At 71.2% G+C, this 25,976-nt stretch carries 19 protein-coding genes and 1 pseudogene; 11 read left to right on the top strand and 9 right to left on the bottom strand.

The genetic code is table 11. The features are described from left to right. The first annotated feature begins 155 nt into the window (after positions 1 to 155). Positions 156 to 1,784: a chaperonin GroEL gene (groL, locus tag ACLJQF_RS30820; protein ID WP_013230279.1), complete on the top strand. Its 1,629-nt coding sequence runs from the start codon at positions 156 to 158 to the stop codon at positions 1,782 to 1,784. A gap of 67 nt (positions 1,785 to 1,851) precedes the next feature. Here the strand turns inward: groL and ACLJQF_RS30815 are convergent, their stop codons facing one another. Together ACLJQF_RS30815 and ACLJQF_RS30810 are read right to left on the bottom strand one after the other, a co-directional pair. Beyond that, positions 1,852 to 2,172, bottom strand: a complete 321-nt coding sequence (locus tag ACLJQF_RS30815) for a hypothetical protein (RefSeq protein ID WP_410613834.1) — start codon at positions 2,170 to 2,172, stop codon at positions 1,852 to 1,854. Between the two features lie 239 nt (positions 2,173 to 2,411). Next, complete coding sequence (locus tag ACLJQF_RS30810) at positions 2,412 to 2,627, bottom strand: PspC domain-containing protein (protein WP_410613833.1); 216 nt, start codon at positions 2,625 to 2,627, stop codon at positions 2,412 to 2,414. A gap of 122 nt (positions 2,628 to 2,749) precedes the next feature. Between ACLJQF_RS30810 and ACLJQF_RS30805 the strand changes: the two genes are divergently transcribed. Then, entirely contained in the window at positions 2,750 to 3,517 is a 768-nt protein-coding gene (locus ACLJQF_RS30805) for a DNA polymerase beta superfamily protein (RefSeq protein ID WP_410613832.1), read from the top strand. Between the two features lie 15 nt (positions 3,518 to 3,532). On the opposite strand, the gene ACLJQF_RS30800 is transcribed toward ACLJQF_RS30805, so the two are convergent. After that, positions 3,533 to 4,462: an o-succinylbenzoate synthase gene (locus ACLJQF_RS30800; protein ID WP_410613831.1), complete on the bottom strand. Its 930-nt coding sequence runs from the start codon at positions 4,460 to 4,462 to the stop codon at positions 3,533 to 3,535. Positions 4,463 to 4,536: 74 nt separating this feature from the next. Here ACLJQF_RS30800 and ACLJQF_RS30795 point away from each other — a divergent pair, with 74 nt between their 5' ends. After that, positions 4,537 to 7,332: a BTAD domain-containing putative transcriptional regulator gene (locus ACLJQF_RS30795; protein WP_410613830.1), complete on the top strand. Its 2,796-nt coding sequence runs from the start codon at positions 4,537 to 4,539 to the stop codon at positions 7,330 to 7,332. Positions 7,333 to 7,431: 99 nt separating this feature from the next. On the opposite strand, the gene ACLJQF_RS30790 is transcribed toward ACLJQF_RS30795, so the two are convergent. Together ACLJQF_RS30790 and ACLJQF_RS30785 are read right to left on the bottom strand one after the other, a co-directional pair. Beyond that, complete coding sequence (locus tag ACLJQF_RS30790) at positions 7,432 to 8,277, bottom strand: DUF72 domain-containing protein (protein ID WP_410613829.1); 846 nt, start codon at positions 8,275 to 8,277, stop codon at positions 7,432 to 7,434. 210 nt (positions 8,278 to 8,487) lie between these two features. Next, positions 8,488 to 9,249, bottom strand: coding sequence for a DUF4253 domain-containing protein (locus tag ACLJQF_RS30785; RefSeq protein ID WP_410613828.1), 762 nt, complete (start codon positions 9,247 to 9,249; stop codon positions 8,488 to 8,490). A 304-nt stretch (positions 9,250 to 9,553) separates the two neighbouring features. On the opposite strand from ACLJQF_RS30785, the gene ACLJQF_RS30780 reads away from it, so the two are divergent. The 3 genes from ACLJQF_RS30780 to ACLJQF_RS30770 all read left to right on the top strand — a co-directional run bounded on the left by ACLJQF_RS30780 (position 9,554) and on the right by ACLJQF_RS30770 (position 15,614). Continuing rightward, entirely contained in the window at positions 9,554 to 12,604 is a 3,051-nt protein-coding gene (locus tag ACLJQF_RS30780; RefSeq protein ID WP_410613827.1) for a BTAD domain-containing putative transcriptional regulator, read from the top strand. A gap of 160 nt (positions 12,605 to 12,764) precedes the next feature. Further along, positions 12,765 to 14,207: a glycoside hydrolase family 19 protein gene (locus tag ACLJQF_RS30775; RefSeq protein ID WP_410613826.1), complete on the top strand. Its 1,443-nt coding sequence runs from the start codon at positions 12,765 to 12,767 to the stop codon at positions 14,205 to 14,207. A 27-nt stretch (positions 14,208 to 14,234) separates the two neighbouring features. Continuing rightward, a complete protein-coding gene (locus tag ACLJQF_RS30770; protein ID WP_410613825.1) occupies positions 14,235 to 15,614 on the top strand; it encodes a CHAP domain-containing protein in 1,380 nt (459 codons plus the stop codon). A 193-nt stretch (positions 15,615 to 15,807) separates the two neighbouring features. Here the strand turns inward: ACLJQF_RS30770 and ACLJQF_RS30765 are convergent, their stop codons facing one another. After that, complete coding sequence (locus ACLJQF_RS30765; RefSeq protein WP_410613824.1) at positions 15,808 to 17,454, bottom strand: DNA repair helicase XPB; 1,647 nt, start codon at positions 17,452 to 17,454, stop codon at positions 15,808 to 15,810. A 152-nt stretch (positions 17,455 to 17,606) separates the two neighbouring features. Between ACLJQF_RS30765 and ACLJQF_RS30760 the strand changes: the two genes are divergently transcribed. Then, entirely contained in the window at positions 17,607 to 18,155 is a 549-nt protein-coding gene (locus ACLJQF_RS30760) for a hypothetical protein (RefSeq protein ID WP_410613823.1), read from the top strand. 91 nt (positions 18,156 to 18,246) lie between these two features. On the opposite strand, the gene ACLJQF_RS30755 is transcribed toward ACLJQF_RS30760, so the two are convergent. From ACLJQF_RS30755 to ACLJQF_RS30745, 3 genes and pseudogenes are all read right to left on the bottom strand, one after another. Further along, the gene (locus ACLJQF_RS30755) at positions 18,247 to 19,137 is read right to left on the bottom strand and encodes an FAD-dependent monooxygenase (protein WP_410613822.1); all 891 of its coding nucleotides are present in this window, start codon (positions 19,135 to 19,137) and stop codon (positions 18,247 to 18,249) included. Between the two features lie 67 nt (positions 19,138 to 19,204). Continuing rightward, positions 19,205 to 19,594, bottom strand: a pseudogene (locus ACLJQF_RS30750) (FAD-dependent monooxygenase); the annotation flags it as partial. Between the two features lie 58 nt (positions 19,595 to 19,652). Continuing rightward, positions 19,653 to 20,618: an ABC transporter substrate-binding protein gene (locus ACLJQF_RS30745; protein WP_410613821.1), complete on the bottom strand. Its 966-nt coding sequence runs from the start codon at positions 20,616 to 20,618 to the stop codon at positions 19,653 to 19,655. 187 nt (positions 20,619 to 20,805) lie between these two features. On the opposite strand from ACLJQF_RS30745, the gene ACLJQF_RS30740 reads away from it, so the two are divergent. From ACLJQF_RS30740 to ACLJQF_RS30725, 4 genes are all read left to right on the top strand, one after another. Then, positions 20,806 to 23,604 (top strand): nitrate- and nitrite sensing domain-containing protein, encoded by a 2,799-nt coding sequence (locus tag ACLJQF_RS30740; RefSeq protein ID WP_410613820.1) that lies wholly within the window; start codon positions 20,806 to 20,808, stop codon positions 23,602 to 23,604. A gap of 13 nt (positions 23,605 to 23,617) precedes the next feature. Beyond that, positions 23,618 to 24,295, top strand: a complete 678-nt coding sequence (locus tag ACLJQF_RS30735; protein ID WP_410613819.1) for a copper homeostasis protein CutC — start codon at positions 23,618 to 23,620, stop codon at positions 24,293 to 24,295. A 417-nt stretch (positions 24,296 to 24,712) separates the two neighbouring features. Beyond that, the gene (locus ACLJQF_RS30730) at positions 24,713 to 24,925 is read left to right on the top strand and encodes a hypothetical protein (RefSeq protein ID WP_410613818.1); all 213 of its coding nucleotides are present in this window, start codon (positions 24,713 to 24,715) and stop codon (positions 24,923 to 24,925) included. A 44-nt stretch (positions 24,926 to 24,969) separates the two neighbouring features. Then, a complete protein-coding gene (locus ACLJQF_RS30725; RefSeq protein ID WP_410613817.1) occupies positions 24,970 to 25,932 on the top strand; it encodes a hypothetical protein in 963 nt (320 codons plus the stop codon). Positions 25,933 to 25,976: the final 44 nt, after the last annotated feature.

Here is a 25,976-nt window from a genome sequence, read left to right as displayed (position 1 = left end):
CGACGCCGTCGAGTGCCAAAGGTCGGGACGGTGAGGCTGACCCCCACCCGGGTCAGTCGTCCGTCGCGGGCACCGAGCCTGGCCGAGGAAGAGTCCTGCTGCCGCCGCTGTGGACAGCGCGGCGGTGGCGCCCAATACCGGAGGACCACACCGCAATGGCCAAACTGATCGCGTTCGACGAGGACGCCCGCCGCGGTCTTGAGCGCGGCTTGAACATCCTCGCCGAAGCCGTCAAGGTGACCCTCGGCCCGCGGGGCCGGAACGTCGTGCTCGAAAAGAAGTGGGGCGCGCCGACGATCACCAACGACGGTGTCTCCATCGCCAAGGAGATCGAGCTCGAAGACCCGTGGGAGAAGATCGGGGCCGAGCTCGTCAAAGAGGTCGCCAAGAAGACCGACGACGTCGCGGGTGACGGCACCACCACCGCCACCGTGCTCGCCCAGGCCCTGGTCAAGGAAGGCCTGCGCAACGTCGCGGCCGGCGCCGACCCGATCAGCCTGAAGCGCGGCATCGAGGCGGCCGTCGAGGCCATCACCGAGCAGCTGCACAAGGCCGCCGTGCAGATCGAGACCAAGGAGCAGATCGCTGCTACCGCCTCGATCTCGGCCGCTGACCGCACCATCGGCGAGCTGATCGCCGAGGCGCTGGACAAGGTCGGCAAGGAAGGCGTCGTCACCGTCGAGGAGAGCAACACCTTCGGTCTCGAGCTCGAGCTCACCGAGGGCATGCGCTTCGACAAGGGCTACATCTCCGGTTACTTCGTGACCGACCCGGAGCGTCAGGAAGCCGAGCTCGAGGACCCGTACATCCTCCTCTTCGGTTCCAAGATCTCCACCGTCAAGGACGTCCTGCCGCTGCTGGAGAAGGTCATCCAGTCCGGCAAGCCGCTGCTGATCATCGCCGAGGACGTCGAGGGCGAGGCCCTGGCCACCCTGATCGTCAACAAGATGCGCGGCACCTTCAAGTCCGTCGCCGTCAAGGCCCCGGGCTTCGGTGACCGCCGCAAGGCGATCCTGCAGGACATCGCGATCCTGACCGGTGGCCAGGTCATCTCCGAGGACGTCGGCCTCAAGCTGGAGAACGCGGACCTGTCCCTGCTGGGCAAGGCCCGCAAGGCCGTCATCACCAAGGACGAGACGACCATCGTCGAGGGTGCGGGCGACGCCGACCAGATCCAGGGTCGCGTCAACCAGATCCGCGCCGAGATCGAGAACTCGGACTCGGACTACGACCGCGAGAAGCTGCAGGAGCGGCTCGCGAAGCTGGCCGGCGGCGTGGCCGTCATCAAGGCCGGCGCCGCGACCGAGGTCGAGCTCAAGGAGCGCAAGCACCGCATCGAGGACGCGGTGCGCAACGCCAAGGCCGCCGTCGAAGAGGGCATCGTCGCCGGTGGTGGCGTCGCTCTCATCCAGGCTGCCGAGGCGGCCTTCGCGGGCCTGAAGCTCGAGGGCGACGAGGCCACTGGTGCCAACATCGTCAAGGTGGCCGTCGAGGCCCCGCTCAAGCAGATCGCGATCAACGCCGGCCTCGAAGGCGGCGTCGTGGTGGAGAAGGTCAAGGGCCTGCCGCAGGGTCACGGCCTCAACGCCGCCACGGGTGTCTACGAGGACCTGCTCGCCGCCGGCGTGCCGGACCCGACGAAGGTCACCCGCTCCGCGCTGCAGAACGCCGCGTCCATCGCGGCGCTGTTCCTGACCACCGAGGCCGTCGTGGCGGACAAGCCGGAGAAGGCTTCGGCCGCTCCCGCCGACCCGTCCGGTGGCATGGGTGGCATGGACTTCTGAGTCCGGTCGCTTGACTGGGAAAGCCCGGTCCGCTTCGGCGGGCCGGGCTTTCTTTATGAGCACGGTCTCATGGTTTGGTGAAGAACCAGACGGCGTAGGCGCCGACGATCACGACGCCGAGCGCGAGCACGCCGAGGCCCCCGAGCCAGGCGGTGCTCTTGTCGTCCGCTTCCAGCCCGACGACGATGGCGCCGATCCCGGTGAGCATGACCCAGATCGCCAGCCCCGCGGCGGTGTAGAGCACGAGCCGACCGGCTCGCACGCCGCCGGTGTCGCCGGCGGACAGCACGGCGTAGGCGGCGAAGGCGGTCAGCCCCAGCCCGGTGATCAGGTACAACCCGCCCAAGATCCCGACGACGACCTTGGGGGCGGTGTTTCCGTGATCCACAAGCGCGAACCCTAACCCCTCGAACGGGATTCGCGGTGAGGTTTTGGGCCACCCGGCCCAACGACCGCCGCCGAACGGCCCGGACGTCCCCTGACGTCCGGGCCGTTCGTTTCGTGACTTGCCGCGTCCCCCGACGGCGGCAGTCCCCCCGACCCGCGCCCCCCGGCGCGAGTGTCTTCAGCGCACCCCCGGCCTCCGGCGGGCTCCGGCTCCCCCTGCGAGCCGGAGCCCGCCCGCGTTCAGGAGTCCTCTTCGGGCGTCAGGATCGCGGCGGCGATGTAGACCGGGATGGCGATCCCGACCGACAGGAACACGGCAGCAACCAGGCCGAGCCGCAGGACGGTGGCATCGATGCCGAGGTAGGTGGCCCACCCGCCGCAGACACCGGTGAGCATCTTGTCGCTCCGGCTGCGGCGGAGCTTCTTGGTTTCCGGGGTGTACACGCTGTTCGTCATGGCTCAATGGTGTCTCTCGCGGGTGGTCGCCCACATCGGGAACGGCCCGGACCCCGACCCTGAAGTTGCCCTCGGGGAAAACCAGGTGCTCGCACCGCGGCCGGCCCGCTACAACTGTCGACATGAAGCACGACACCCCCGAGTTCGCCGCGATCGCCGAGCAGGGCACGATCCTGCGCTGCCAGGTCGGTTCCGGCCTGCACGGCACCGCCGTCGACGGTCAGGACGACCGCGACGAAATGGGGCTGTGCGTCGAACCCGCCGAGTACGTCACCGGCCTCCGGCGGTTCGAGCAGTACGTCTTCCGGACCCAGCCGGAAGGCGTGCGGTCCGGCCCCGGCGACCTCGACCTCATCGTCTACTCGCTGCGCAAGTGGATGCGCCTGGCGCTGACCGGAAATCCCACGATCCTGCTGCCGCTCTTCGTGCCGGACGCGGAAATCGTGCGGATCACCGAGCTCGGCCACGAACTGCGCGCCAACGCCGATCGGGTCGTGTCGCGGCTGGCCGGCCTGCGGTTCGCCGGGTACCTGCGGACGCAGCGCACGCGGATGCTCGAAGGTGCGTTGCGGGTCAACCGGCCCGAACTGATCGCGAAGTACGGCTTCGACACCAAGTACGCCATGCACATGGTCCGCCTGGGCGTCCAGGGCGTCGAGCTGCTGGAGACCGGCCGGATGACGCTGCCGATCGCCGAGCCGTGGCTGACCTGGCTGCGTGACCTGCGTCGCGGGAAGCACACCCAGGACGAAGCCGTCGCTGCCGCGGCCGAGCTGGAAGATCGGCTCGACCGGCTGACCCGGTGTGCGTCACCGTTGCCGGAAGAGCCCGATCGCGACTGGGCCGACCGGTGGCTGGTACACGCCTACGACTCAGCCTGGCGGCCTTGAACGCCGGGTCCGCGCTCAGCCCAGCGCGCGGACCCGGCTCAGCCGGTCTTCCCAAGCCGCCGCGACCCCGGGCGACGCCTCGTAGGCCGTCGTGGGCTCCGGAGCGGTCCGGAGAACCGGGAGGTATCCGTCCACAGGGGACAGTCGCTCCGTGCAGACATCCCCTTCCAGCAGGGAAAGCGTCCCGAGTCCACAAGCGAACTCCAGCGACGGCAGCGCGCCGGCCAACGCCAGTCCCGCCGCCAGGCCGACGCTCGTCTCCACCGCCGACGACACCACGCACGGTAGCCCGCACGCCTCGGCGACCTCCAGCGCGCGCCGGACACCGCCGAGCGGGGCGACCTTCAGGACCGCGATGTCCGCCGCCCCGGCGACCGCCACCTTCAACGGGTCCTCCGCGCGGCGGATCGACTCGTCGGCCGCGATCCGGACGTCCACCCGGCGCCGGACCGCGGCCAGCTCCTCGATCGACGGGCACGGCTGTTCCGCGTACTCCAGCCCGCCCGCCGCCTGGTCGAGGTCCGCGATCGCGCGCACCGCCGTGTCGACGTCCCACGCCATGTTGGCGTCGACGCGGATCGCGCCGCCGGGGCCGAGCGCGTCGCGGACCGCCTCCACCCGCGCGCAGTCGTCCGCCAGAGAGACACGCGGATCGGCGACCTTCACCTTCGCCGTGCGGCAGCCGGACGCGCGGACCAGCGCGTGCGCCTGCTCCGGCCCGACCACCGGCACCGTCGTGTTCACCTCGATCCGGTCGCGGACCGGCGCGGGCCAGCCGGTGTCGGCTGCCTCCCGTGCGGCCCGCAGCCACGGCACGCTCTCGGCGTCGGAGTAGTCGGCGAACGGGCAGAACTCGCCCCAGCCCGCCGGGCCGGGCAGCAGCACGCCCTCACGGACGGTGATACCGCGGAACCGGGTGCGCAGGGGAATCGCGTAGACCTTCATCGAGGCCGATCATGCCACCGTGCCGAGGCTCGCAAACAGGTGCCGAACTGCGCGTTTCCGGCAAGAATGAGTCCGTGGTCCTCGATTTCCGCGTGCTGGGTCCGGCCGAGGTCACGGCCGACGGCCGCCCGGTACCACTCGGGGGCAGCCGGCCGCTGATCGTGCTGGCCGGCCTTCTGCTGCGCGCGAACCGGGTGGTGCCGGTCGACGAGCTCGGCCGCTGGCTGTGGACCGACGACCGCCGCCGCTCCAAGGGCGCTCTCCAGACGTACGTGCTGCGCCTGCGCCGAGCCCTCGGCGACCAGGTCGCGATCCGCACCGAAAGCGGCGGCTACCTGATCGAGCTCGACGACGACCTGCTCGACCTGACCCGGTTCCGCGCGCTGGCCGTCCGCGGCAAAGCCGCGATGGACCGTGGCGAAAGCCGGCGGGCGGCCACCCACTTCGCCGAGGCGCTCGCGCAGTGGCGCGGCCCGGCGCTGCTGAACGTCGAGTCCGACGCGCTGCACCGCGACGAGGCCGGCCAGCTGGCCGAGGAACGGCTGCGCGTGCGCGAGCAGTGGGCGGACGCGCTGCTCGAAGTCGGCGAAGACGGCACCGTCGTCCCCGAGCTCGCCCGGCTGACCAGGGAAAATCCGCTGCGGGAGCGGCTGCACGAGCAGCTGATGATCGCCCTGTACCGATCGGGCCGCCAAGCCGAGGCACTGGACGTCTACCGCCGGATCAGCGGCGTGCTGGCCGACGAGCTCGGGCTCGATCCCGGGCCGTCGCTGCAGCGCACCCGGCAGGCGATCCTGACCGGCGCGGACGACGGCGATCCCGTGCGGCTCGCGCGGTACCGGCTCGGCGTCGAGCCGCAGGTACCGCACCAGCTGCCCGCCGACCTGCGGACCTTCTCCGGGCGCGAATGCGACCTCAAGGCGTTGCACGCGCTGCTGCCGGAGGCGGTCGACGCCGGCGCGTCGACACCGATCGCGTCCGTCGAAGGCATGGGCGGCATCGGCAAGACGACCCTGGCCGTGCACTTCGCGCACGAGATCGCGGACCGGTTCCCCGGCGGGCAGGTCTACCTGAACCTGCGCGGCTACGGCCCGTGCGATCCGGTCGAGCCGTCGGCGGCGCTGGAGGCCATGCTCACCGCGCTCGGCGTCCCGTGCGAGGCGATCCCCGGCGACCTCGACGGCCGCGCGGCGAGCTGGCGGACGCACACCGCGGGACGGCGGCTGCTGGTCGTGCTGGACAACGCCAGCCGCACCGAGCAGGTGAGCCCGCTGCTGCCCGGGCCCGGCTGCCTGGTCGTGATCACCAGCCGCTGGCAGCTGCGCGCGCTGGTCGCGACGCACGGCGCGCACCGGATCGCGCTGGAGGAGCTCGGCGACGAGGACGCCGTCGCGCTGCTGGCGGCCACGATCGGCTTCGACCGGGTCGCCCGCGATCCGGCGGCCGCCGAGCGGTTCGTGCGGTACTGCGGCGGGCTGCCGCTGGCCATCCGGATCCTCGCCGTGCGCGCGGCCCAGTTCCCCGACCTGCCGCTCGACGAGTTCGTCGGCTCCCTCGACAGCGACCTGCTCGGTTCGTTTGACCTCGCCGACGGCGAAGGCACCAACATCCGGTCCGTGGTTTCGTACTCCTACCAGGCACTGCAGCCGTCGACGGCCCGGCTGCTGCGGCTGCTCGGCCTGCTCACCGGCGTCGACTTCACCGCGCCGGCGGCGGCCGCGGTCGCCGGGCTGGACGTCGCCGCGACCCGGCCGATGCTCGAAACCCTGGCCGCCGCGCACCTGCTCGCCCAGCCGCGGCCGGGCCGCTACCAGTTCCACGACCTCATCCGGGCGTACGCCGGCGAAGCGGCTTCGCAGGTGGACTCGGCTTCGCAGCGTGACGCCGCTTTGGACCGGTTGCTGGGTTGGTACTCGGCGTCGGCGCTGAACGCGTCCCGGCTGATGCGGCCGGAGCGCTACTACCGGCTGCTGGAACTCGACGACCTCGAGGGCGGGCTGGTGTTCCGGTCGTACCACGAGGCGCTGGACTGGTTCGGCGAGGAGTGCGGCAACCTCATCGCGGCGGTGCACCTGGCGCGGCGCCGGGGCCGCGACGACGTCTGCTGGAAGCTGGCTTGGCTCCTGCAGAGCTATTTCATGACACGCTCGCGCCTCGACGACTGGCGGTCGGTGTTCGCGGTGGCGCTCGAAGCCGCGCGAGCGAGCGGCCACCGGCCGGGCGAGGCGGGAATCCTGAGCGGGCTCGGCGTCGTCAACGGCGTCGCCCGGCAGTACCCCGAGTCACGGCGGTACCTGGAGCAGGTGCTCGCGATCCAGCGCGCGCTCGGGGCACGCGAGGGCGAGGCGCGGGCGCAGTACAACCTGGCGATGGCGGCGCACAACCTCGAAGACTGCGCCTGGGCATACGAACACGGCATGCAGGCGCTGGAGATCGTCCGCGAGCTGGGGCTCGGGCACTTCGAGGCGAGCGTGCTGCGGGCGCTGGGCGACATCTGCACGTCGATGGGCGATCACGAGCAGGCGCTGCGCCTGGCCGACGCGGCGCTGGCGATCCTCGGATCGGACGGGCGCCCGGTGGACACCCGGTTCACCCAGCACACGCGCGGCCTGGCCCTGATCGGCCTCGGCCGGTTCGCGGAAGGCATCGCGTGCATCCGCGACTCGGTGGAGATGTTCTTCGCCATGGACGAGCAGTACGAGGCGGCGGACGTCCTGGCCCAGCTGGGCACGATCCACCTCCGCCACGGCGACGCGGCGCCGGCCCGCGAGTGCTGGCTCCGTTCGGTGCGCCTGCTGACGGAGCTGGGGCACCCGGACGCGGACGACGTGCGCGCCAAGCTGGCGGCGCTGGTCGTGGTGGGGGCCTGAGTCTTCGGAACCGGCCGGCTCACGTGCCGACCCCCAGTGGCAGCACGCAAGCCGGCCCGGCCCGAAAGTCCACTCAAGCCGATTGCGCTCACTGTCCGCTCACTGTCTCGTGATCGGGGCGACGCCGAGCAAATCGGCGAGGCATTCGGCGTTCCGGGGAGCTTCCACTTTGACGTCGTTGTCGAAGTAAACGTGCACGTCACGCCGTCCGCCGTCGTGCCAAGCCCGGATCTTCCCGGCCCACTTGCGCAGGGCTTGGCCGGAGTAGCCGCTGACGTAGAGTTCTTCGGCGCCGTGCAGCCGGACATAGGCGAAGTCGGCGGTCTGGTGTTCGAGGAACGGCCATTTGCCGGCGGTGTCGGCGACGACGAGGGCGATGCCGTGTTCTTTGAGGAGATTCTTGGCGGCGGGTTCGGCGAAGCTGGGGTGGCGGACTTCCAGGGCGTGCCGCAGCGGTTTCCTTGCCCCGGCTTCGAGGAACGGCGTGCCCTTCAGTTTGTCGTCGTGCTTCGCCGCCAGCTGGGCGGCATCGGTGGTGGTGCGCGGGAGGAGAGCGAAGAAGCTCTCGAGCCGATCGGGGTCGAAGGCGAGTCTCGGCGGCAGCTGCCACAGGAAGGGACCCAGTTTCGCGCCTAGGGCGAGAACGCCGGAGGCGTAGAAGTTGGCGAGGGCGGTCTCGACGTCGCGAAGCTGCTTCATGTGGGTGATGAAACGCCCGCCCTTGACGGCGAAGAGGAAGTCGGCGGGGGTTTCGTCGAACCAGGCGCGGTACCGCTCGGGACGCTGGAGCGAGTAGAAGGACCCGTTGATTTCGACGGCGTTCATCCGCCGCGAGAGGTATTCGAGTTCCCGCCGCTGCGCGAGCCCGGGTGGGTAGAACACCCCGCGCCACGGGGGATAACGCCACCCAGAGGTCCCGATCCGGATCTCGGCGATTGCTCTCACCGCCTTTCCGCGAACGGTGATGCCCGTTCGCCTGGACGGCCAAACGCACGCCCGCCCGGACGGCCGGACCGGAGGTTGGGACGGGCGGCCCAATCCGGCGGACGCCCGTCTCACCGGACCTTTGAAGTAATGGCTCAAGCGTTGACCTCTCGGAGGGGTGGTGCGGATGCATCGGGTCGCAAGTGGCCGGGCCGCGCTCGCGACCGACTCTCACGCCCAGGAAAACCGCCAATGCCGTGACTGCACCAACCCCGACGCGTACTCCCGCAGATTCCCCGGCTGCCCCGCAAACGTCGGCAGGCTGAACGCCCGATGCTCCGCCGCGACCGTCAGCGCCCGAGCCTGGTTCCTCGGCGGCGCCGCCACCGAAAGCTCGATCGTGTCGAACCCCAGTACCACCAGCGTCGCCCCGAACCTGTCTTCCCAGCTCCGCAGGACCGCCGACAGCTCCGCCACCTGGTCCGTGCACTTGATCATCCCCGTCCACCCCAGCAGCGCCGGGATGTCGGCCGGGCGCTCCGTCTGGACCAGGCCCAGCCGGTGCGGCGCGCGCGTGGCCAGGATCGAACCCGTGTTGCCCGCCTCGGCCAGTGGGTCGGACCTGCGTGGGCTGCGCTTGGCCAGCCCCGGGAAGCGGGCGCCGAACGGCCTCAGGCACGCGCCGTCGCAGCAGGAGGTGTCCCACCAGCGGGACAGGGCTCCCGCCGGGTCGGCCGCGGCCACCCGGTGGCCGGTCGGGGCCAGCCTGCCCCGGTCGTCGATCCAGTCCTCGCCGTTCGCCGCGAAGCGCTGGTCGTGGGGGATCAGCACCGGCCACAGCCCGGACCGCTCGAACTCGGCCACGCAGCCGAGGTAGCGCTCGGGCCGGGTCAGCGGCAGGTCGGACACCCACAGCCGGCCGTGCCACGACCCCGGTGGCAGGGTCTGGACCGGCGGCGCGGGCGTACCGGGGCGGAGCGGTGCGATCGTCATGGACGTCCCCTCGAACTTGTGTTCGGTTACTGCACCTCGAACAGTAGTTCGAGGGTCTGACAATTTCCAGCGTTTCGGCCGCTCATCCGTTCGAGTGAATCTGCAAATGTGCAGGTCAGGACGACGCTGGGACTCATGTGACACAAGATGTTGCTGAGGCACGCCACTGCGCCGAAGGGGTGGCGCAACCGACACGAGACGATCCCGACAGACCGGTCACCTGTGCGGATCTTGCTTAGCCGGAGATCGGTTGCCAGGCTCTCCGTCAAGGAGCAACACGATCAAGGCGAGGGCGGAGGGGCGGATGGAATTCCACGTGCTCGGCCCGGTCGAGGTCGTGGTCGCGGGGCACCCGGCCGGCCTCGGCGGCCCGAAACCGCGCACGCTGCTCGCGCTGCTGGCCGTGAACGCGGGCCACGTGGTCCAGCTGGAGCAGCTGATCGACGCGATCTGGGGCGAAGAACCACCGGACCAGGCGCGCGCCGCCGTCTACACCTACGTCTCCGCCCTGCGCCGGGCGCTGGCCGACGGCGGTGACCCCGAAGTCATCGCGCGCAGCGGCGGCGGCTACCGGCTGGCCGTCGACGTCGACCAGGTCGACCTGCACACCTTCATCCGGGAGGCGTCCGCGGGCCGTCGCGCCAAGGCGGCCGGCGAACCCGGCCGGGCGGTCGCCCACCTCCGGCAGGCGCTCGCGGTGTGGCGGGGAAGTGCACTCGGCGGCACGCAGGGCAGGTGGGCCGAGAACGAACGCGCCCGGCTGGCGGAACTGCGGGTCGCGGCGCTGGAGGACCGCGTCGACGTCGAGCTGGAGACCGGCGCCGGCGAGTCGCTGGTCCCGGAGCTGACCTCGGCCGTCGCCGAGCACCCGCTGCGCGAACGGCTGCGCGCCCAGCTCATGCTCGCCCTGCACCAGAGTGGCCGCCGGGGCGACGCGCTCGCCTGCTACCAGGACGGCCGGAAGACGCTGCTCGCCGAACTCGGCCTGGAGCCCGGCCCGGTGCTGCTCGCGGCCCACGAGCGCGTCCTGCGCGACGAGCACGAGACGCCGGCGTCCCGGCCGGGAACCGACCTGCGCGTCCCCCGGCCGAGCCAGCTCCCGTTCGACATCGCCGACTTCACCGGCCGCGGGCACGAAGTGGCGGAGCTGACGCGGTGGCTGTCCGCCGGCGAGACCGTCGGCTCGCGGCTGTGCGCGGTCTACGGCAAGCCCGGTGCGGGCAAGAGCACGGTCGCCGCGCACGTCGCGCACCGCGTCCGCGAGCAGTTCCCGGACGGCCAGCTCTACGCCTCGTTGCGCGGGGTGCAGGCCGTCCGCGCCGATCCGGTCGAAGTGCTGGCGGGTTTCCTGCGTGCGCTGGGCGTGGCGGAGGCGGACATCCCTGCGCGCCTGGAGGAACGCGCCCAGCTCTACCGCACGCTGCTCGCCGACCGGCGCATCCTCGTGGTGCTCGACGACGCGTCCGACGAACGCCAGGTTCGTCCGCTGCTGCCCGGCGGCCACGCCTGCGCGGCGCTGGTGACCAGCCGGGAACGCCTCGGCGCCCTCGGCGGCGCGGCCCACCTGCACCTGCCCGTGCTGGACGAAGCGGAAGCCTTGGACCTCCTGGGCCGGGTCATCGGCGACGCCCGCGTGGCGGAACACCCCGAAGCCGCCCGCGAGCTGGTGCGCCTGTGCGGCAACCTGCCGCTGGCCGTGCGGATCGCCGGCGCCCGCCTCGCGGCCCGGCCGCAGTGGAAGGTCGGCAGGCTCACCGAGCGGCTTCGCGTGCAGCACCGGATCCTGCAGGAGCTCACCCTCGGCGACCTCGAGGTGCGCAGCAGTTTCGCGCTCAGCTACGACGGCCTGGACGATCGCGAACGGGCCGCGTTGCGCCGGCTCGGCCTCCTCGACGTCTCCTCGTTCGGCGCGTGGGTGGTGGCGCCCTTGCTCGACTGCGACGGCCACGAAGCGGAGGAGGTCGTCGAGCGGCTCGTCGACGCCCAGCTCCTCGATGTGTCCATTGTGGATGATGACGGCGGTGCCCTGCGGTACCAGATCCACGACCTCACGCGCGCCTTCGCCCGCGAACGCGGTGAGGCGGAGGAGCCCGCGGACGAGATCAAGGCGTCGGCCGAGCGGGCGGCCGAGTGCTGGCTCGGGCTCGTCGAGCTCGCGGGCCGCCGGGCGCCGCACGCGCCCGCCGAGGGCAGCGCGCTGGCCCGGTACCTGGCGCCGGCGCAGATCGACGAGCTCCTGACCGACCCGGAGGCGTGGTTCGACGCGGAGCAGACCGGCCTGGTCGGGGTGGTCGAGCGCGTCAGCGGGCTGGACCTCACCGACGTCGCCACCCGGCTGGCGGCGGCGTTGTGCTCGTCGGTGTTCGCCGTGCGCAACCTGTTCGGCCAGTGGTGGCGCACGCACAACGCCGCGCTCGCGGCCGCGCGCCGGACCGGCGACCGCATCGGTGAGGCGCGGCTGCTCTCGGGGCTGGGCTGGCTGCGCTACGAGCAGGACCGCTTCGACGAGTCGATCGCCTACCACGAGCAGGCCCTCGCCGCCTACGAGCTGGACGGCGACCGCCGCGGGCAGGCCATGAGCCGGCTCGACCTCAGCGTCGTGCAATGCGAGTACGGCCAGTTCGCCCAGGCCCGGCACTCGCTCGACCTCGCCCTGCCGGCGCTGCGGGAGCTGGGCGAGACGCAGGCGGAGATCCAGGCGCTGCACGGGCTCGGCCGCGTCCTCACCGAACAGGGCGAACTGGACGAGGCACTGGTCGCCGCCGAACTTGCCGTGGCGGGGTACGTGTCGACGGGCGACGGGAGCAGCCGCGCGCTCGCGCTGCGCTCGGTGGGCCTCGTCCACCGCGCTGCCGGACGGCTCGCCGAGGCGGACCGGTGCAGCCAGGAGGCGGTGGACCTGCTGCGCGCCGACGACGACCCGCTGATGTCCGCCTACGCCGCGCAGGCGCTCGCCAAGGTCCGCATCCGCCAGGGCCGGGGCGAGGAGGTGCGCGAGGCGATGCTCGCCTGCCTCGCCACGTGCCACGAGATGCAGGACGGCTTCGGCCAGGGACTGATGCTGCGCACCCTGGGTGAGCTGGAGCTCGCCGCCGGGCGGCTCCTCGACGCGCGGGCCCACCTCGAGCGGTCGGTCCAGTGGTGGGACGCGCTGATGCTGCCGGTGTGGCGGGCGCGTGCCCTGCGCGATCTCGCCACGACGCTGGACGCCCTCGGCGAGACCGCCGGCGCCGAAGCGGCGTGGACGGAGGCCGCGGGCATCTTCCGGCTGCACGGCAGCCGGGAGGCGCGGGAGCCCCGGCCGGTGCTCCGGCTCTCGAAGCCGGCTGAAAGTTCTCCTTCCGTTCGGCGCTGATCGGGACGTTTCCCCTGGTCAACGCATCAAAAAAGGCTTTCAGGTTTCTTTGAACCCGGCGGGAGAAGCTTCTTTCCGTCCCGAGGAGGACGCAGGGGGCCGCAAGCACAGCGCCCCTCGGGACCTGCGGATCTTTCCCAAGGTGAAGAAGGGAACAATCATGTCCACGCTCAAGAAGACACTGGGCCGGGCCGCCACCGTGGCGCTCGTCGCGGGGATCGCGTTCGGCGGCCTGCAGACGACCGCGTCCGCCGGGGACCTCCCGCCGGGTGCGAACCGCATCGGCGTGCTGGCCGGCGGCAAGCTGCACGTGAAGGAGGGCGACCTCTACGCCCCCTGGGTCGAAGAACTGAGCGGGGTGCAGAAGTTCGAGATCGCGGGCGACCGGATCGGCGTGCTGACCGCGGACTCGCGGCTCTTGGTCAAAGAAGGCAACCTGTGGACGAGCTGGGTCGAAGAAGCGGGTAACGTCCGCGACTTCCGGCTCGTGGGCAACCGGATCGGCGTGGTGCGCAACGACACCACGGCCGCGGTCAAGGACGGCGCGCTGAACGCCGCCTGGGTCGAGGAGACCAGCGGCGTCAAGGACCTGGAGCTGACCCCGAACCGGGTCGGCGTGGTGTTCGACAACGGGCTCGCGACCGTCAAGGAGGGCGACCTCTACGCGCCGTGGGTGGACCAGATGGGGGCCGTTGCCGACCTCGAGCTCTCCGCCGACCGGATCGGTGTCCTGCGCACCGACGGAACGGTGGCCGTCAAGGAGTCGAACCTCTGGTCCAACTGGGTCGAGGAAACCTCCGGCGTCAAGCAGCTCGAACTCTCCGGCAGCCGCATCGGTGTCGTGCTCGACAACGGGTTGGCGACCGTCAAGGAGGGCAACCTCTACGCGTCGTGGGTGAACCAGCTCGCCAATGCCGCCAACCTGCAGATCGCCGGTGACCGCATCGGCGTGCTGCGCACCGACGGGAGCGTCACCGTCAAGGACGGCGGTCTCTACGGGACCTGGGTCGAGCAGACCGGCGGCGTCCAGCAGCTGGCGCTCGCCGCGGCCGGCGCCACCTCGACCGGTGGCCAGGTCTCGCTGGCCGACATCACCGCCGTCTACGGCTCGACCTACGCCACCGACACCGTCGCGGCCGGGCTGCCGAGCCTCAACGCCGAGATGGCCGCCGGGAGCATCACCACGCCGAGCCGCAAGGCCGCGCTGCTCGCCACGCTCAAGCACGAGAGCGGCTTCCGCTACAACGCAGGTGAAGCGGGCAACGGCGACGTGTACCGCGGCCGCGGGTTCATCCAGCTGACCAACGACTTCAACTACCGGTCCGCCGGCAACGCGCTCGGCCACGACTTCCTGAGCTACCCCGACGACGCCGCCACGGTCGACTGGAGCGCCAAGATCGCCCGCTGGTACTGGACCTCCCATAACATCAACGGCGCCGCGGACAACTACGACATGGGCGCAGTCGGCCGCGCGATCGGCTACTCCTACGGCCTCGACCCGACCGAGTCGCTCAACCGCTGCGCGGACTACAAGAAGGCGCTCGCCTACTTCAACGGCGGCTCGCTGCCCGTCGCCGACGGCGCCATCACCTGCACCCGCTGATCCTCGTTGCTTCCCAAGGAGAACGTCATGTCGCTCAAACGCGTCACCACGACCGTCCTCGCCGCCGCCGTCCTCGCCCTGCTGGGCGCCGTTCCCGCCAGCGCGGACTCGCGGACCGACGTCCGCGACCTCGCCGCCGCGAACGCGCACAAGCAGACCTGCAGCACGAACAGCCTCGGCGGCGTCGGGTTCATGGACAGCTGCCGGATGCAGTGGGCCTGGTGCGCCGACTTCGTCAGATGGGTGTGGGGCAACCGGAACCTCAACACCGACCGGCTGACCGCCGCCGCGGGCAGCTTCTACCTGTACGGCCAGCAGAAGGGCACGCTGCACACCGATCCCGGGTACGTCCCGCAGGTGGGCGACGCGGTCGTCTTCAACTACCAGGGCAACGGCTACGCCGACCACGTCGGCATGGTCGACACGGTCAACGCCGACGGCACCATCCGCACGATCAACGGCAACTGGGGCAACGGCGGCCCCGGCAGCACCAGCGTCGAGTACGGGTCCGGGCCCGGCCGGGTCGGCCAGTACCTCGCCGGCCAGCAGATCTCGGCGTTCGTCAGCCCGGCCGGTCTGACCGACCCGGCGAAGCCCGCCACGCCCCGCCTGGGTGTGCTGCTCCAGGACGGCTCGGTGCAGGTGAAGGAAGGCAACCTCTACGCGGGCTGGACCCTCGTGCACGGCGGCGGTATCGCCAAGTCCGAAGTGCACGGTGACATGGTCGGCGTGCTCACCGGCAGCGGAGACTTCTACGTCAAGCAGGGCAACCTGTACCAGGGGTGGGTCCTGCAGGCGAACAACGTCAAGGACTTCGCGCTCGAGTCGTCGACGGGCCGCGTCGGCATCCTGCGCACCGACGGCACGGTCGCGGTGAAGGAGGGTGGCCTGCAGGGCGGCTGGGTCGAGGAGACCGGCAATGCCAAGGAGGTCGAGCTCTCGGGTGACTACATCGCCGTCGTCGACCAAAGCGGTGCGGTGTACGCCAAGCAGGGCAACCTGTACGCGAGCTGGGTCACCGAGCTGGGTGCCGCGGCCGACGTCGAGCTGGACGCGAGCACCGGCCGCATCGCGGTCGTCCGCACCGACGGTTCGCTGACGGTCAAGGAAGGCGGCCTCTACGGTGCCTGGGTCGAGCAGACGTCGGGCGTGAAGCAGGTCGACCTGTCCGGCGACTACCTCGGTGTCGTGTTCACCAACGGCTTGGCGTCGGTCAAGCAGGGCAACCTGTACGCGGGCTGGATCAACCAGCTCGCCAACGCGGCCAAGATCGAGGTCGACGCCCCGACCGGCCGGGTCGGTGTCCTGCGCACGGACGGTTCGTTGGCCGTCAAGGACGGCGGCCCGTACGGCGCCTGGGTCGAGCAGACCAGCGGGGTCGGCGACTTCCAGGTGACGAACTACTGATCGCTGGGGGTAGGGGTGAGGGCCACGTCGAGGGGGCGTGGCCCTCACCCTTGTGATGCGAGCGGTGCGCTGAGGCCGCTCCGGTGGCCAACTCACCGCCCGCAGCGGCCAACTCGCCCGGGTTCTCCGGCGTGTTGGCCGTTGCGGCGGCCGAGTTGGCCGCTCCGGTTGGCACCGACGTCGGCTGAACGGCTCAGAGCGGCCGGAGCAGGTCGTCCGCGTCCACGATGTGGTAGGCGTACCCCTGCTCCGCGAGGAACCGCTGCCGGTGCGCCGCGTACTCCGTGTCCACCGTGTCGCGCGAGACGATCGAGTAGAAGTGCGCCTGCCGCCCGTCGCCCTTCGGACGCAGCAACCGCCCGAGCCGCTGGGCCTCCTCCTGCCGCGAGCCGAACGTGCCCGAGATCTGGATCGCCACCGAGGCTTCCGGCAGGTCGATCGAGAAGTTCGCCACCTTCGACACCACCAGCGTCCGGATCTCGCCACGGCGGAACTTGTCGAACAGCTCCTCGCGCTCCTTGTTGCGGGTCGAGCCCTGGATCACCGGGGCGTCGAGTTCGTCGCCGAGCATCTCCAGCTGGTCGAGGTAGGCGCCGATCACCAGGGTCGGCTCGCCGGCGTGCTTGGCGACGATCGACTTGATCACCGGGGTCTTCGTCAACGCCGTCGCCGCCAGCTTGTAGCGCTCGTCGGCCTCGGCCGTGGCGTACTCGAGGCGCTCCGCGTCGGTCAGCGTCACGCGGACCTCCGTGCACTCCGCCGGGGCGATCCAGCCCTGTGCCTCGATGTCGCGCCACGGCACGTCGTAGCGCTTCGGGCCGATCAGCGAGAAGACGTCGCCCTCGCGGCCGTCCTCGCGGACCAGCGTGGCCGTCAGGCCGAGGCGCCGCCGGGACTGCAGGTCCGCCGTCATCCGGAACACCGGGGCCGGGAGCAGGTGGACCTCGTCGTAGACGACCAGGCCCCAGTCCCGGGAGTCGAACAGCTCCAGGTGCCGGTACTCGCCCTTGGTCTTGCGGGTGACCACCTGGTAGGTGGCGATCGTGACCGGCCGGATCTCCTTCTTCTCCCCGGAGTACTCGCCGATCTCCTCCTCGGTCAGGGACGTCCGCGCGATCAGCTCGCGCTTCCACTGGCGCCCGGCGACCGTGTTCGTCACCAGGATCAGCGTCGTCGCCGCCGCCTTCGCCATGGCCGCGGCGCCGACCATCGTCTTGCCCGCCCCGCAGGGGAGCACGACGACGCCCGAGCCGCCCGCCCAGAACGCCTCCGCCGCCTGGCGCTGGTAGTCGCGCAGCTGCCAGTCCGTCTCGTCCAGCGCGATCGGGTGTGCTTCGCCATCGACGTACCCGGCCAGGTCCTCGGCCGGCCAGCCGACCTTCAGCAGCGCCTGCTTCAGCCGCCCGCGCTCGGACGGGTGGACGATGACGGTGTCCTCGTCGATCCGCGCGCCGATCATCGGGCTGATCTTCTTGTTCCGGACGACCTCGGTCAGCACCGCGCGGTCGGTGGTCGACATGACCAGCCCGTGCGCCGGGTGGTTGGCGATCTGCAGCCGCCCGAACCGGCCCATGACGTCGACGACGTCGATCAGCAGCGGCTGTGGCACCGGGAAGCGCGAGTACGTCGTCAGGGCGTCGACGACCTGCTCGGCGTCGTGGCCCGCGGCACGCGCGTTCCACAACGCCAGCGGCGTGATCCGGTAGGTGTGCACGTGCTCCGGCGCCCGTTCCAGCTCCGCGAACGGCGCTATCGCGATGCGCGCGTCATCGGCCTGGGGGTTGTCGACCTCCAGGAGCACGGTCTTGTCGGACTGGACGATCAGCGGGCCATCAGTCACAACTACTGTTATACGTGCCTCGCTCCGGTCCGCTTCTCTCGCGGGTCCGCCGGTGGGACGAGGTGCCGAGGGGATCACTGGAGGGCACGTTGACCACACCGCCGTTCGACGACAATCCGTTCCGGTCGCCGCGCTACGCGCAGCCTGGGCCGATGCCGCCCGTTCCCGGGCAGCACCAGATTCCGCACTGGTTCACCACGAAGGTGAAGATCACGCTGGTCGCGTGCGTCGTCGCCGCGCTGGGCCTGGGCGCCCTCGGCGCGATGGGCATCTACTGGGCCGACCGCAGCGGACCGCCGTCGGACGGTGACTGCCTGTACCTGACGCGCGAGGGGGCCGGCAAGCTCGCCTACCACCGCGTCGGCTGTTCCGCGAACAACGCGACGTTCAAGGTCGAGAACACCTATCGCGGGGCCATCGCGTGCGGCTCCGGCGACTACGTGCGGTTCCGGCTCGGCTCCGGCTCCGGCCAGACACTCTGCCTGGCCTTGAACGTCAAGGCCGGCGACTGCCTGCGTGACGTCGACGACGAGAGCACGATCGGCAAGGTCCTCTGCACCGACGCGACGGCGCAAGAGCGCGTCGAGATCCTCTCCGGCTTCGGCCGCGACGACAACTGCGAAGGCGCCGACAAGGTGCTCAGCTACGCCGGCCCGCCGGCTCGCACGGTGTGCCTGATCAAGACCGGCGAGAACATCTAGCTGCTGCAGCAGCAGAGCGCTGCCCAGGCTCCGAAGCCCGAACCCAAACGTCTTGAATGAGTCATTCAGGACCTCCGAGGTCCTGAATGACTCATTCAAGACCTTTGCACTCGCCGCGGTGCTCGGCGTCGCCGGTGGCCGCGCGGACGACGTCGACCTGGCCGGTGCAGCCGGGTGGCGTGGCGTGGTCGCCGAGGTCGAGGAGCAGCCCGCGGCCGTCGTGCAGCAAGGTCGAGAGCCGCGTCGGCCCGGCCGCCGTCGTGAGGTCGAGGTCCGGGACGCGGTGCGCGCCGGGGTAGTCCAGGCCGAGGCCGGACAGCAGCCCGCTGAAGTAGCGGTTGGCGTCCGGCAGCCGCATGAGGTCGACGACGATCTCACGCAGCGCCTCGACGTTCTCGCCGCGCTCAGGGGCGGTGAACACGCGCTGGGCCGCCGTGTGCCGCAGCACGCGCGCGGCCGCCGGGTGACGTTCGGCCTGGTAGGTGTCCAGCAGCCCGGACGGCGCCGTCCCGCGGACGGTCGCGGCCAGCTTCCAGCCGAGGTTCATCGCGTCCTGGACACCCAGGTTGAGCCCCTGGCCGCCGAGCGGCGGGTGGATGTGCGCGGCGTCACCGGCGAACAGGACCCGGCCGTGCCGGTACCGCTCCAGCTGCCGCGTCGCGTCGTTGAACCGCGAAGCGCCGTACACCTCGCCCAGGCGCGTCTCGGCGCCGTACAGGGCTGTCAGCGCTTCGGTGACCTCGGTGTCCGGCACCGGCGCGTCACGGCCCGGCTGGCGCGTCGTGGAGCCGAAGACGAACCGGTGGGCGCCGTCGCCAAGCGGCGTGAGCATCGACCAGTAGCCGTCGACCTGCCGGGTGACCTGGCTGAAGTGCCCGGCGCGGGCCGGTACCAGGCCGGACGCGGCGGCGAGCCGGATGTGCGCCAGCGTGGCGACGTAGGTCTCGGTACGGCCCGGGAACGGCACTCCGACGGGGCGCACAGCACCGCCGGACGGTGCCGTGCGCCCCGTCGCAGGCCACCAGCCAGCGGGCCCGGAGGCCGTCGACCGTGACGCCGTCCGCGTCGGCGTCGACCGCGGTCACCTCGTGCCCCCGCCGCAAGACAGCCCCGTGCCGCACCGCGTGCGCGGCCAGCATCGCCTCGACGTCGTCCTGGGTCCGGTTCAGCACCCGCGGGTGCCGCGTCCGCCAGACGCTGTGGTCGAGCGCGACCGGCAGCCCGGCGAAGTGCCCGCTCGGGCCGTCGGCCTGCTGGTCCGCGGGATCCAGGCCGCGCAGCTCCAGGAGCTCCGCGGTCCGCGGCTGGAGCCCGACCGGCCGCGGCAGCCCTGGCCCGGACCGGCGTTCGAGCACGGTCACGCCGACCCCGGCCAGGGCGAGTTCTCCGGCCAGCAGCAGGCCGGTCGGGCCGACGCCGGCGATCAGGACGTCGGTCATCGTGCACTCCTCAAGTAGACTGAGTGCAAAAGTAGACCAGGTGCAGGTTTGGCGGTAGCTAATATCCGGTCTGGTCGGGGAGCAGGGACTGGACGTCGAGGCGGTTCGCCAGCAGGCCCGAGTTGTGCATCAGGTCGGCGACGCGCTGCAGCCGGATGCCGTTGAGCGACGCCGGGTACGAGCCGAGTGAGATCAGCGCGGCCGTGGTCGCGTCGATGTCGGAGAACTTCGGCAGCGCGTCGCGCACGACCGCCGGGTCCGTCGCGCTCTGCTGGGCCGCGCCCAGACCGGTGCGGAACGCCCGGAGGGTTCGCGGGTTGGCCTGCGCGAACGGTTTCGCGGCGGTGTAGCCGGAGAGCGGGAAGCCGAGCGTCGAACCGCGCGCGCCGTCGGCGAGGATGTGCGCGCCGAGGTCCTTCTCGGCGCGGGTGATGTACGGCTCGATCATCAGCGCGGCGTCGGCGTCGCCCGCCTGCAGGGCCGGTGGCATCCGGTCGAACGGCACCGCCCGGAACTTGATCTTCGCTTCGTCGACGCCCGCGGTGCCGAGCACCGAGCGCGCGACGAGCGCGCCGATGTCGTCGAGCATGTTCACCGCGATCTCGGGCGACTTCTTGGCCGTCGGCACGGTGTAGTCCGAGTCCGGCAGCGTCACCAGGGCCATCGTGTTGGGGCCGGCCGTGTAGGCCTCGCCCTGCAGCTGCAACGCCGTCCCGCCGGCCGCGGCGCGGAACATCGCGATGTCGGAGGCGAAGGTGACGTCGAGATCGCCGGCGGCCAGCTTCGCGAGCCCGTCGTCCGCGCCGAGTTCGACGAGCGTCACGGTCAGTCCGGCGGAACCGAACTTCCCGGCCGCTACGGCGATCCGCAGCGGGGCCGTGTCGATGGCATTTCCCACACCGACGCGCAGGGTGGTCCGCTCCAGCGGTGGCGGGGACGCGGGGGTGCCGGAAGAGAACACGGAGCATCCCGCGGTCGCCAGCAGCGCCGCTACCAGCGGAATCATCCGCGTGCGTCTGTTCATGAACCTTCACCTACCGCGAGAATCTGGTTCTCGTGCTGGATCGTATGGTCCGCGCCCCATACGATCGCGGGCAGGGCCGTATCGTGCCAGCGCGGCTTTCGGATCTTCATGGGGCGGGCTACCGTTCAGTAGGTTCGAGGTGTCGTTCGATCCGCGGGTTCCCGCCCGCGGCGGAAAAGGAAACCAGGTGACCCGTCGCGACAAGCGTCCCCGCAAGGGCGGCGACGCGGCGGATCCACGTCCGGCGGGCGGCCGCTGGCGGTTGCGGAACTGGCGTCTCGGCACGAAGCTCTTCGCCGTCCTCCTCATCCCGGCACTGGCCGTCATCGCGCTCGTCGGCCTGCGGATCAGCTCGGACCTGCGCGAAGCCCGGCAACTGGCCGAGTTTGCCACGCGCGGCCGCGTCGACAACACCGTCGCCGAAGCCTTGCACGAGCTGCAACGCGAGCGCGACCTCACGGTCCGGTTCGTGGCGCAGAACCGCCAGGGCGACACCGCGGAGCTGACCGCCCAGCGCAACCGCGTCGACCGGGCCATCGGCGGATTCGAGCGGACGCTCGCCGACAGCAAGCCACGGCTCGACGCGAAGGCCGCGGAAAGCCTGCAGCAGACCGACGACCGGCTGCGCGTGCTCGGTGGCCTGCGGTTCTCCGCGGAACATTCGGCTTTCCCCGCCGACGCCGTGCTGCGCTCCTACAGCGAGCTGATCTCCGGCCTGCTCGACATCAGCGACTCCGCCGCCGCCGACGTCGCCGACCCGGAGCTCGCGCGGATGCGGCTGGCGGGCAACGCACTGGCCCGGATCAAAGACCAGATGTCGGTCAAGCGGGCGGTGATGGCCGAGGCGCTCGCGGCGGGCACCCTCAACCGCGACCGCACGCGCGCCCTGCTCGGCGCGGAAGCCGAACTGGCCGCCGGGCGCAGCGACTACCGCACCTTCGCCACCCCTGACCAGCAGCGGATGTTCGACGACACGGTGATCGGCCTGGTCGTCGACATCGGCAACGACATGGTCGAATCCGCGCTCACCCGCACCGAAAACGGCCAGAACCTCTCGGGCCTCGACCCGAACCAGTGGGACACTTCGGCGACGCACACGGTGAACCTCGCCCACCAGGTGCAGCAGGCGCTGCTGGTCCAGTTGCAGGAACGCACGGACGCCCTTGCGGCGCAAGCCCGGACAGCCGCGCTGTGGGACGGCGGCGCGGTGCTCGGCGTCCTGCTCGTCGCCGGTGTGCTTTCGGTGGTCATCGCGCGGTCCCTGTTGCGCCCGTTGCGGATCCTGCGCCGGACGGCCCTCGAGGTGGCCGAGCACCGGCTGCCCGCGGCCGTGCAGAACCTGCTCACCGATCCCGAACCCGCCCCCGAGAACCTGCGGAAACGGCTTGCCGTCGCACCCGTGCCGGTGTTCACCCGCGAAGAGCTCGGCCAGGTGGCACGCGCGTTCGACGCGGTGCACGGCGAGGCCGTCCGGCTCGCCGGCGAACAGGCGATGCTGCGCGAGAACATCAACGCGATGTTCGTCAACCTCTCGCAGCGCAGCCAGGACCTCGTCGAACGGCAGCTGTCGGTGCTCGACCGGATGGAGGCCGGCGAGCAGGACCCGGACACCCTCGCCGGGCTGTTCGAACTCGACCACCTCGCCACGCGGATGCGGCGCAACAGCGAAAACCTGCTGGTGCTCTCCGGCCAGGACTCCGCGCGGGAGGACGCCGGCTCGGTGCCGGCCGACGAGATCATCGGCGCCGCGCTCTCGGAGGTCGAGCACTACCAGCGGATCGAACTCGGCCCGGCGCCGCAGGTCGCGGTGCGCGGCGAGGCCGTCAACGACCTCGTGCACGTCGTTTCCGAGCTGCTGGAGAACGCGACGCGCTACTCCGGCGACGAGATGGTCACCGTGGCGAGCGCCGAAACCCACGACGGCGACTGGCAGATCGAGATCATCGACCACGGTGCCGGCATGCCGCAGGCGGAGATCGACCGCACGAACGTGCGACTCGCGCACCCGCCGGACGTCGACGTCGAGGTGTCGCGCCGGATGGGCCTGTTCGTCGTCGCGACGCTGGCCACGCGCCACCACATCGACGTCAGCCTGAGTGCGGGCGCGCAATCCGGGCTGGTCGCGACCGTGCTGGTGCCCGCGGCCCTGATCGTCGAGCTGCCACCGATGCCGGCGCCGCCCCCGCCCGCCGAGCCGGCCGCCGCCCCGGAACCGGAGCTGCTGGCACCGCTCGCCCCGCTGACGCCGCCGGAGCCGGAACCCGAACCGGAGCCGGAGCCGGAAGAGCTGTCGCCGCCGTCGATCGAGGCCGGGCCGCCGCGCCGGGCCCCGGTGGTGGCCCGCGACCACGCGCCGGAGTGGCCGACCGTCGACGCCGAGGCGCACCTGGACTTCGACGCCCCGACCGAGCGGATGCCCGCCTACCGCGACGTCCTGTCCCGCTGGTTCGACGCCTCCGCCGCGCCCGAACAGCCGCGGAAGCCGGCGGAGCCGCGCCCGGTCGCCGAGGCGGCGCGACCGGCCGGTCCCCAGCCACGGCACGCGCTCGCCGCGCCCCCGCCACCCCCGCCGCTTTCACGTGAAAGCGCCGCTCCCGTCCCCGCCGAAGCGTCGCTTTCACGTGAAAGCGGCGTCCTGGTCCGGCCTGGCCCGGACGACGAGGACACCGAACCGCGGTTGACCCCGGTCGCGCCTCCCGCGCCGCCGGCACCGCCGCCCGTGCCGGTCGCGCCGCCGGTGCCGGCCCCGGCGATCGAGCCCGTGTACGAATGGCCGACCTCGGCCGAACTGGAGCAGGAGGACGGCGCGGAGGACACCTGGCCGTTCCTGCAGCCGCTGGATTCCGCGGCCAGCCCGGGAGCGGTGCCGGAACAGCGGCCGATACTCTCTCTTTCCCCGGAAGCGGTGCGCGAGCGGATGACGAGCCTTCAAGGCGGCTTCCGGCGAGGGCGTCATGCGAGGGGGGACGACACCCGTAACCAGTGAAACGGATTGAGGCATGAGCTCGAAGACGCCCCTGCTGGAAGTGATCGCGCTGGACGCGGTGGACGCCGAAGGCGCGCAGGCGGGCGGGGCCGACCGCCTCGAACTGGTTGCGGACATGGCGCAGGACGGCCTGACGCCGTCGATCGAAACCCTGCGCGACGTGCTCTCGGCGACCGACCTCCCGGTGCGGGTCATGTTGCGGGACAACGGTTCCTTCGCCATCGGTGATCTGGAAGGGCTGCGCGCGGACACCGCCCGGCTGATCGACGCGGGCGCGCGGGAGTTCGTCTTCGGCTTCCTCACCGTCGACAGCGAGATCGACCTCGACTCCTGCGAGGCGCTGATCAAGGAGGTCGACGGCCTGCCCTGGACGTTCCACCGCGCCATCGACCGCACGCGCGATCCGTTGCGCGCCTACGACCAGCTGGCCTCGCTCGGTTGTGACACGGTGCTCGCGGCCGGTCACCCGAACGGCGTGGCCAGCGGCCTTTCGGTGCTGCAGCGGCTCGCGCAGCGCGACGGCGGGCCGGAGCTGCTCGTGGGTGGCGGCCTGCGCGCCCAGCAGGTCCATCTCCTGCGCGCGGGCGGGGTGCGGGGGTTCCACGTCGGGAGCGCCGTGCGGCCCGGCGGCTGGCAGGCGCCGGTGGATGCCGGAACCGTGCGCAGCTGGGTCGATCTCGTCAAATCCTGATCGACTACGCCATTCTCGCGCAGAATCGGCGGAGTAGAACGATTTCTGCCGTTGTTTTCGCGTGTCGTCCGCAATCGTGAACCGGCACGTGAAATTGCATCTGCCCCGTGCAGTGTCGCGCGCTGATTTGCGCGTGCAGCTGCACGCGCATTTCCAGGTTCGACCTGGTTGGCGGCTGATTTTACGGTGATCGACTGGCTACGGTGATCCCGCATTTCGCGATCCGGCCGATCTTCAGAAATCGATCTGCAGTGCGGGAGGCGGCGCCGTGTGCGCGCGTATTCAGTTCGAGAACTCGTTGCGTGGACAGCAGGAAACCAGAATGCCGACGATCAGGTGGATTTCTGTCACCTGGGGCCGGCTGATTCCCCGCGGATATCGCCCGAGCGCGGCCGCGGCAAGCCGGAAGGCTGAATCGTGACCGGCGCGATACCGCGCCAACGCGGAACCGAAACCTCCGAAGACGATTTCGCGAAACTGGGGCTCGGCGGCTCCCTCGTCCTCACCGGCCTGCTGGCCGCCGTCAAGATCGCGGAAACAGCCACGGGTGTGGTGCTGACCGCCACCGGGGTGTTACCCGGTGCCAGTCCCTCGAAGGAGCGGGCTCCGGCCTGGCCCGGCGGGGAATGAGCAGGGCTGCCCGATCGGCAGCTCTCTACGGACGGAGGGCTGCCATGACCGGCAGTTGCGGGCGGGACGAACGGAGCGGCACGCGCGTGGGCCTCGCCGACGTGCGGCAGCTCGAAGACAGCGTTGCGGCGTTCAGGGCGCTGGACTACCGCTACGGCGGCGGTTCGTGCCGAAAGGCGGTGGAGTCGCGGTTGCCCGCCGCGGTGGCATTGCTGGACGGCGTGACGAAGACCGTGGTCCAGGCGCGGCTCTACACCGCGGTGGCCGACTTGTACAACCTGGCGGGCTGGACGAACTTCGACCAGGACCGTCCGGCCGCCGCGCTGGAGGCGTTCGCGCGGGCGCTGGAGCTGGCCGTCGAAGCCGGGAACGACGACCTCCAGGCCAACATCCGGTACCGCGTCGGGCGGCTGCACCTGCACTACGGCGCGGTCGACGCGGCGCTGGTGGAGTTCACGCGGGGCCGGGAGGCGGCGTTGTCGGCCCGCTCCAAGCTCGCGCAGGCGATCCTGTCGGCCAACCAGGCGTGGGCGCACGCCATGAAGGCCGACGTCACCGGTGCGTTGACCTACCTGCGCCGCGCCCGGCAGGAGTTCGCGGAGGCCGAGGGGCGCGAACCGTCGCCGTGGGCGGCGTTCTTCGGGGCCACCGACATGGCGGCGATGGTCGGGACGGTGCACGGCGAACTGGCGCAGATGGTCGACATCCGCCACGGCCGCGACGGCATCCCCGCCCTCGTCGAGGCGATCGGGGGCTACCCGCGGGGCATGCGGCGCAGCCGCTCGCTGACGTTGATCTGGCTGGCCACCGTGCACGCGCTGGACGGCGATCTCGACGTCGCCGCCACTGTCGGCGAAGAGGCCGTCGAGCTCGCCGGCGCGCTGCGGTCGCCGCGGGTGCGGCAGCGGCTGCACTCCCTGTCGGCGGCCGCGCGCCGGTTCTCCGGCAACGCGGACGCCGGGGAGATCATCGAACGCATCGAAATGGTCGGGCATTCCGGACAATAATCGGTTTGTCATGGAAAGGTAAACCTGCCGGAAAATGAAAATGG

The organism is Amycolatopsis sp. lyj-109, from assembly GCF_046548995.1.
Classification (GTDB): Bacteria; Actinomycetota; Actinomycetes; order Mycobacteriales; family Pseudonocardiaceae; genus Amycolatopsis.
This window is presented reverse-complemented; position numbering and strand designations above follow the sequence as displayed.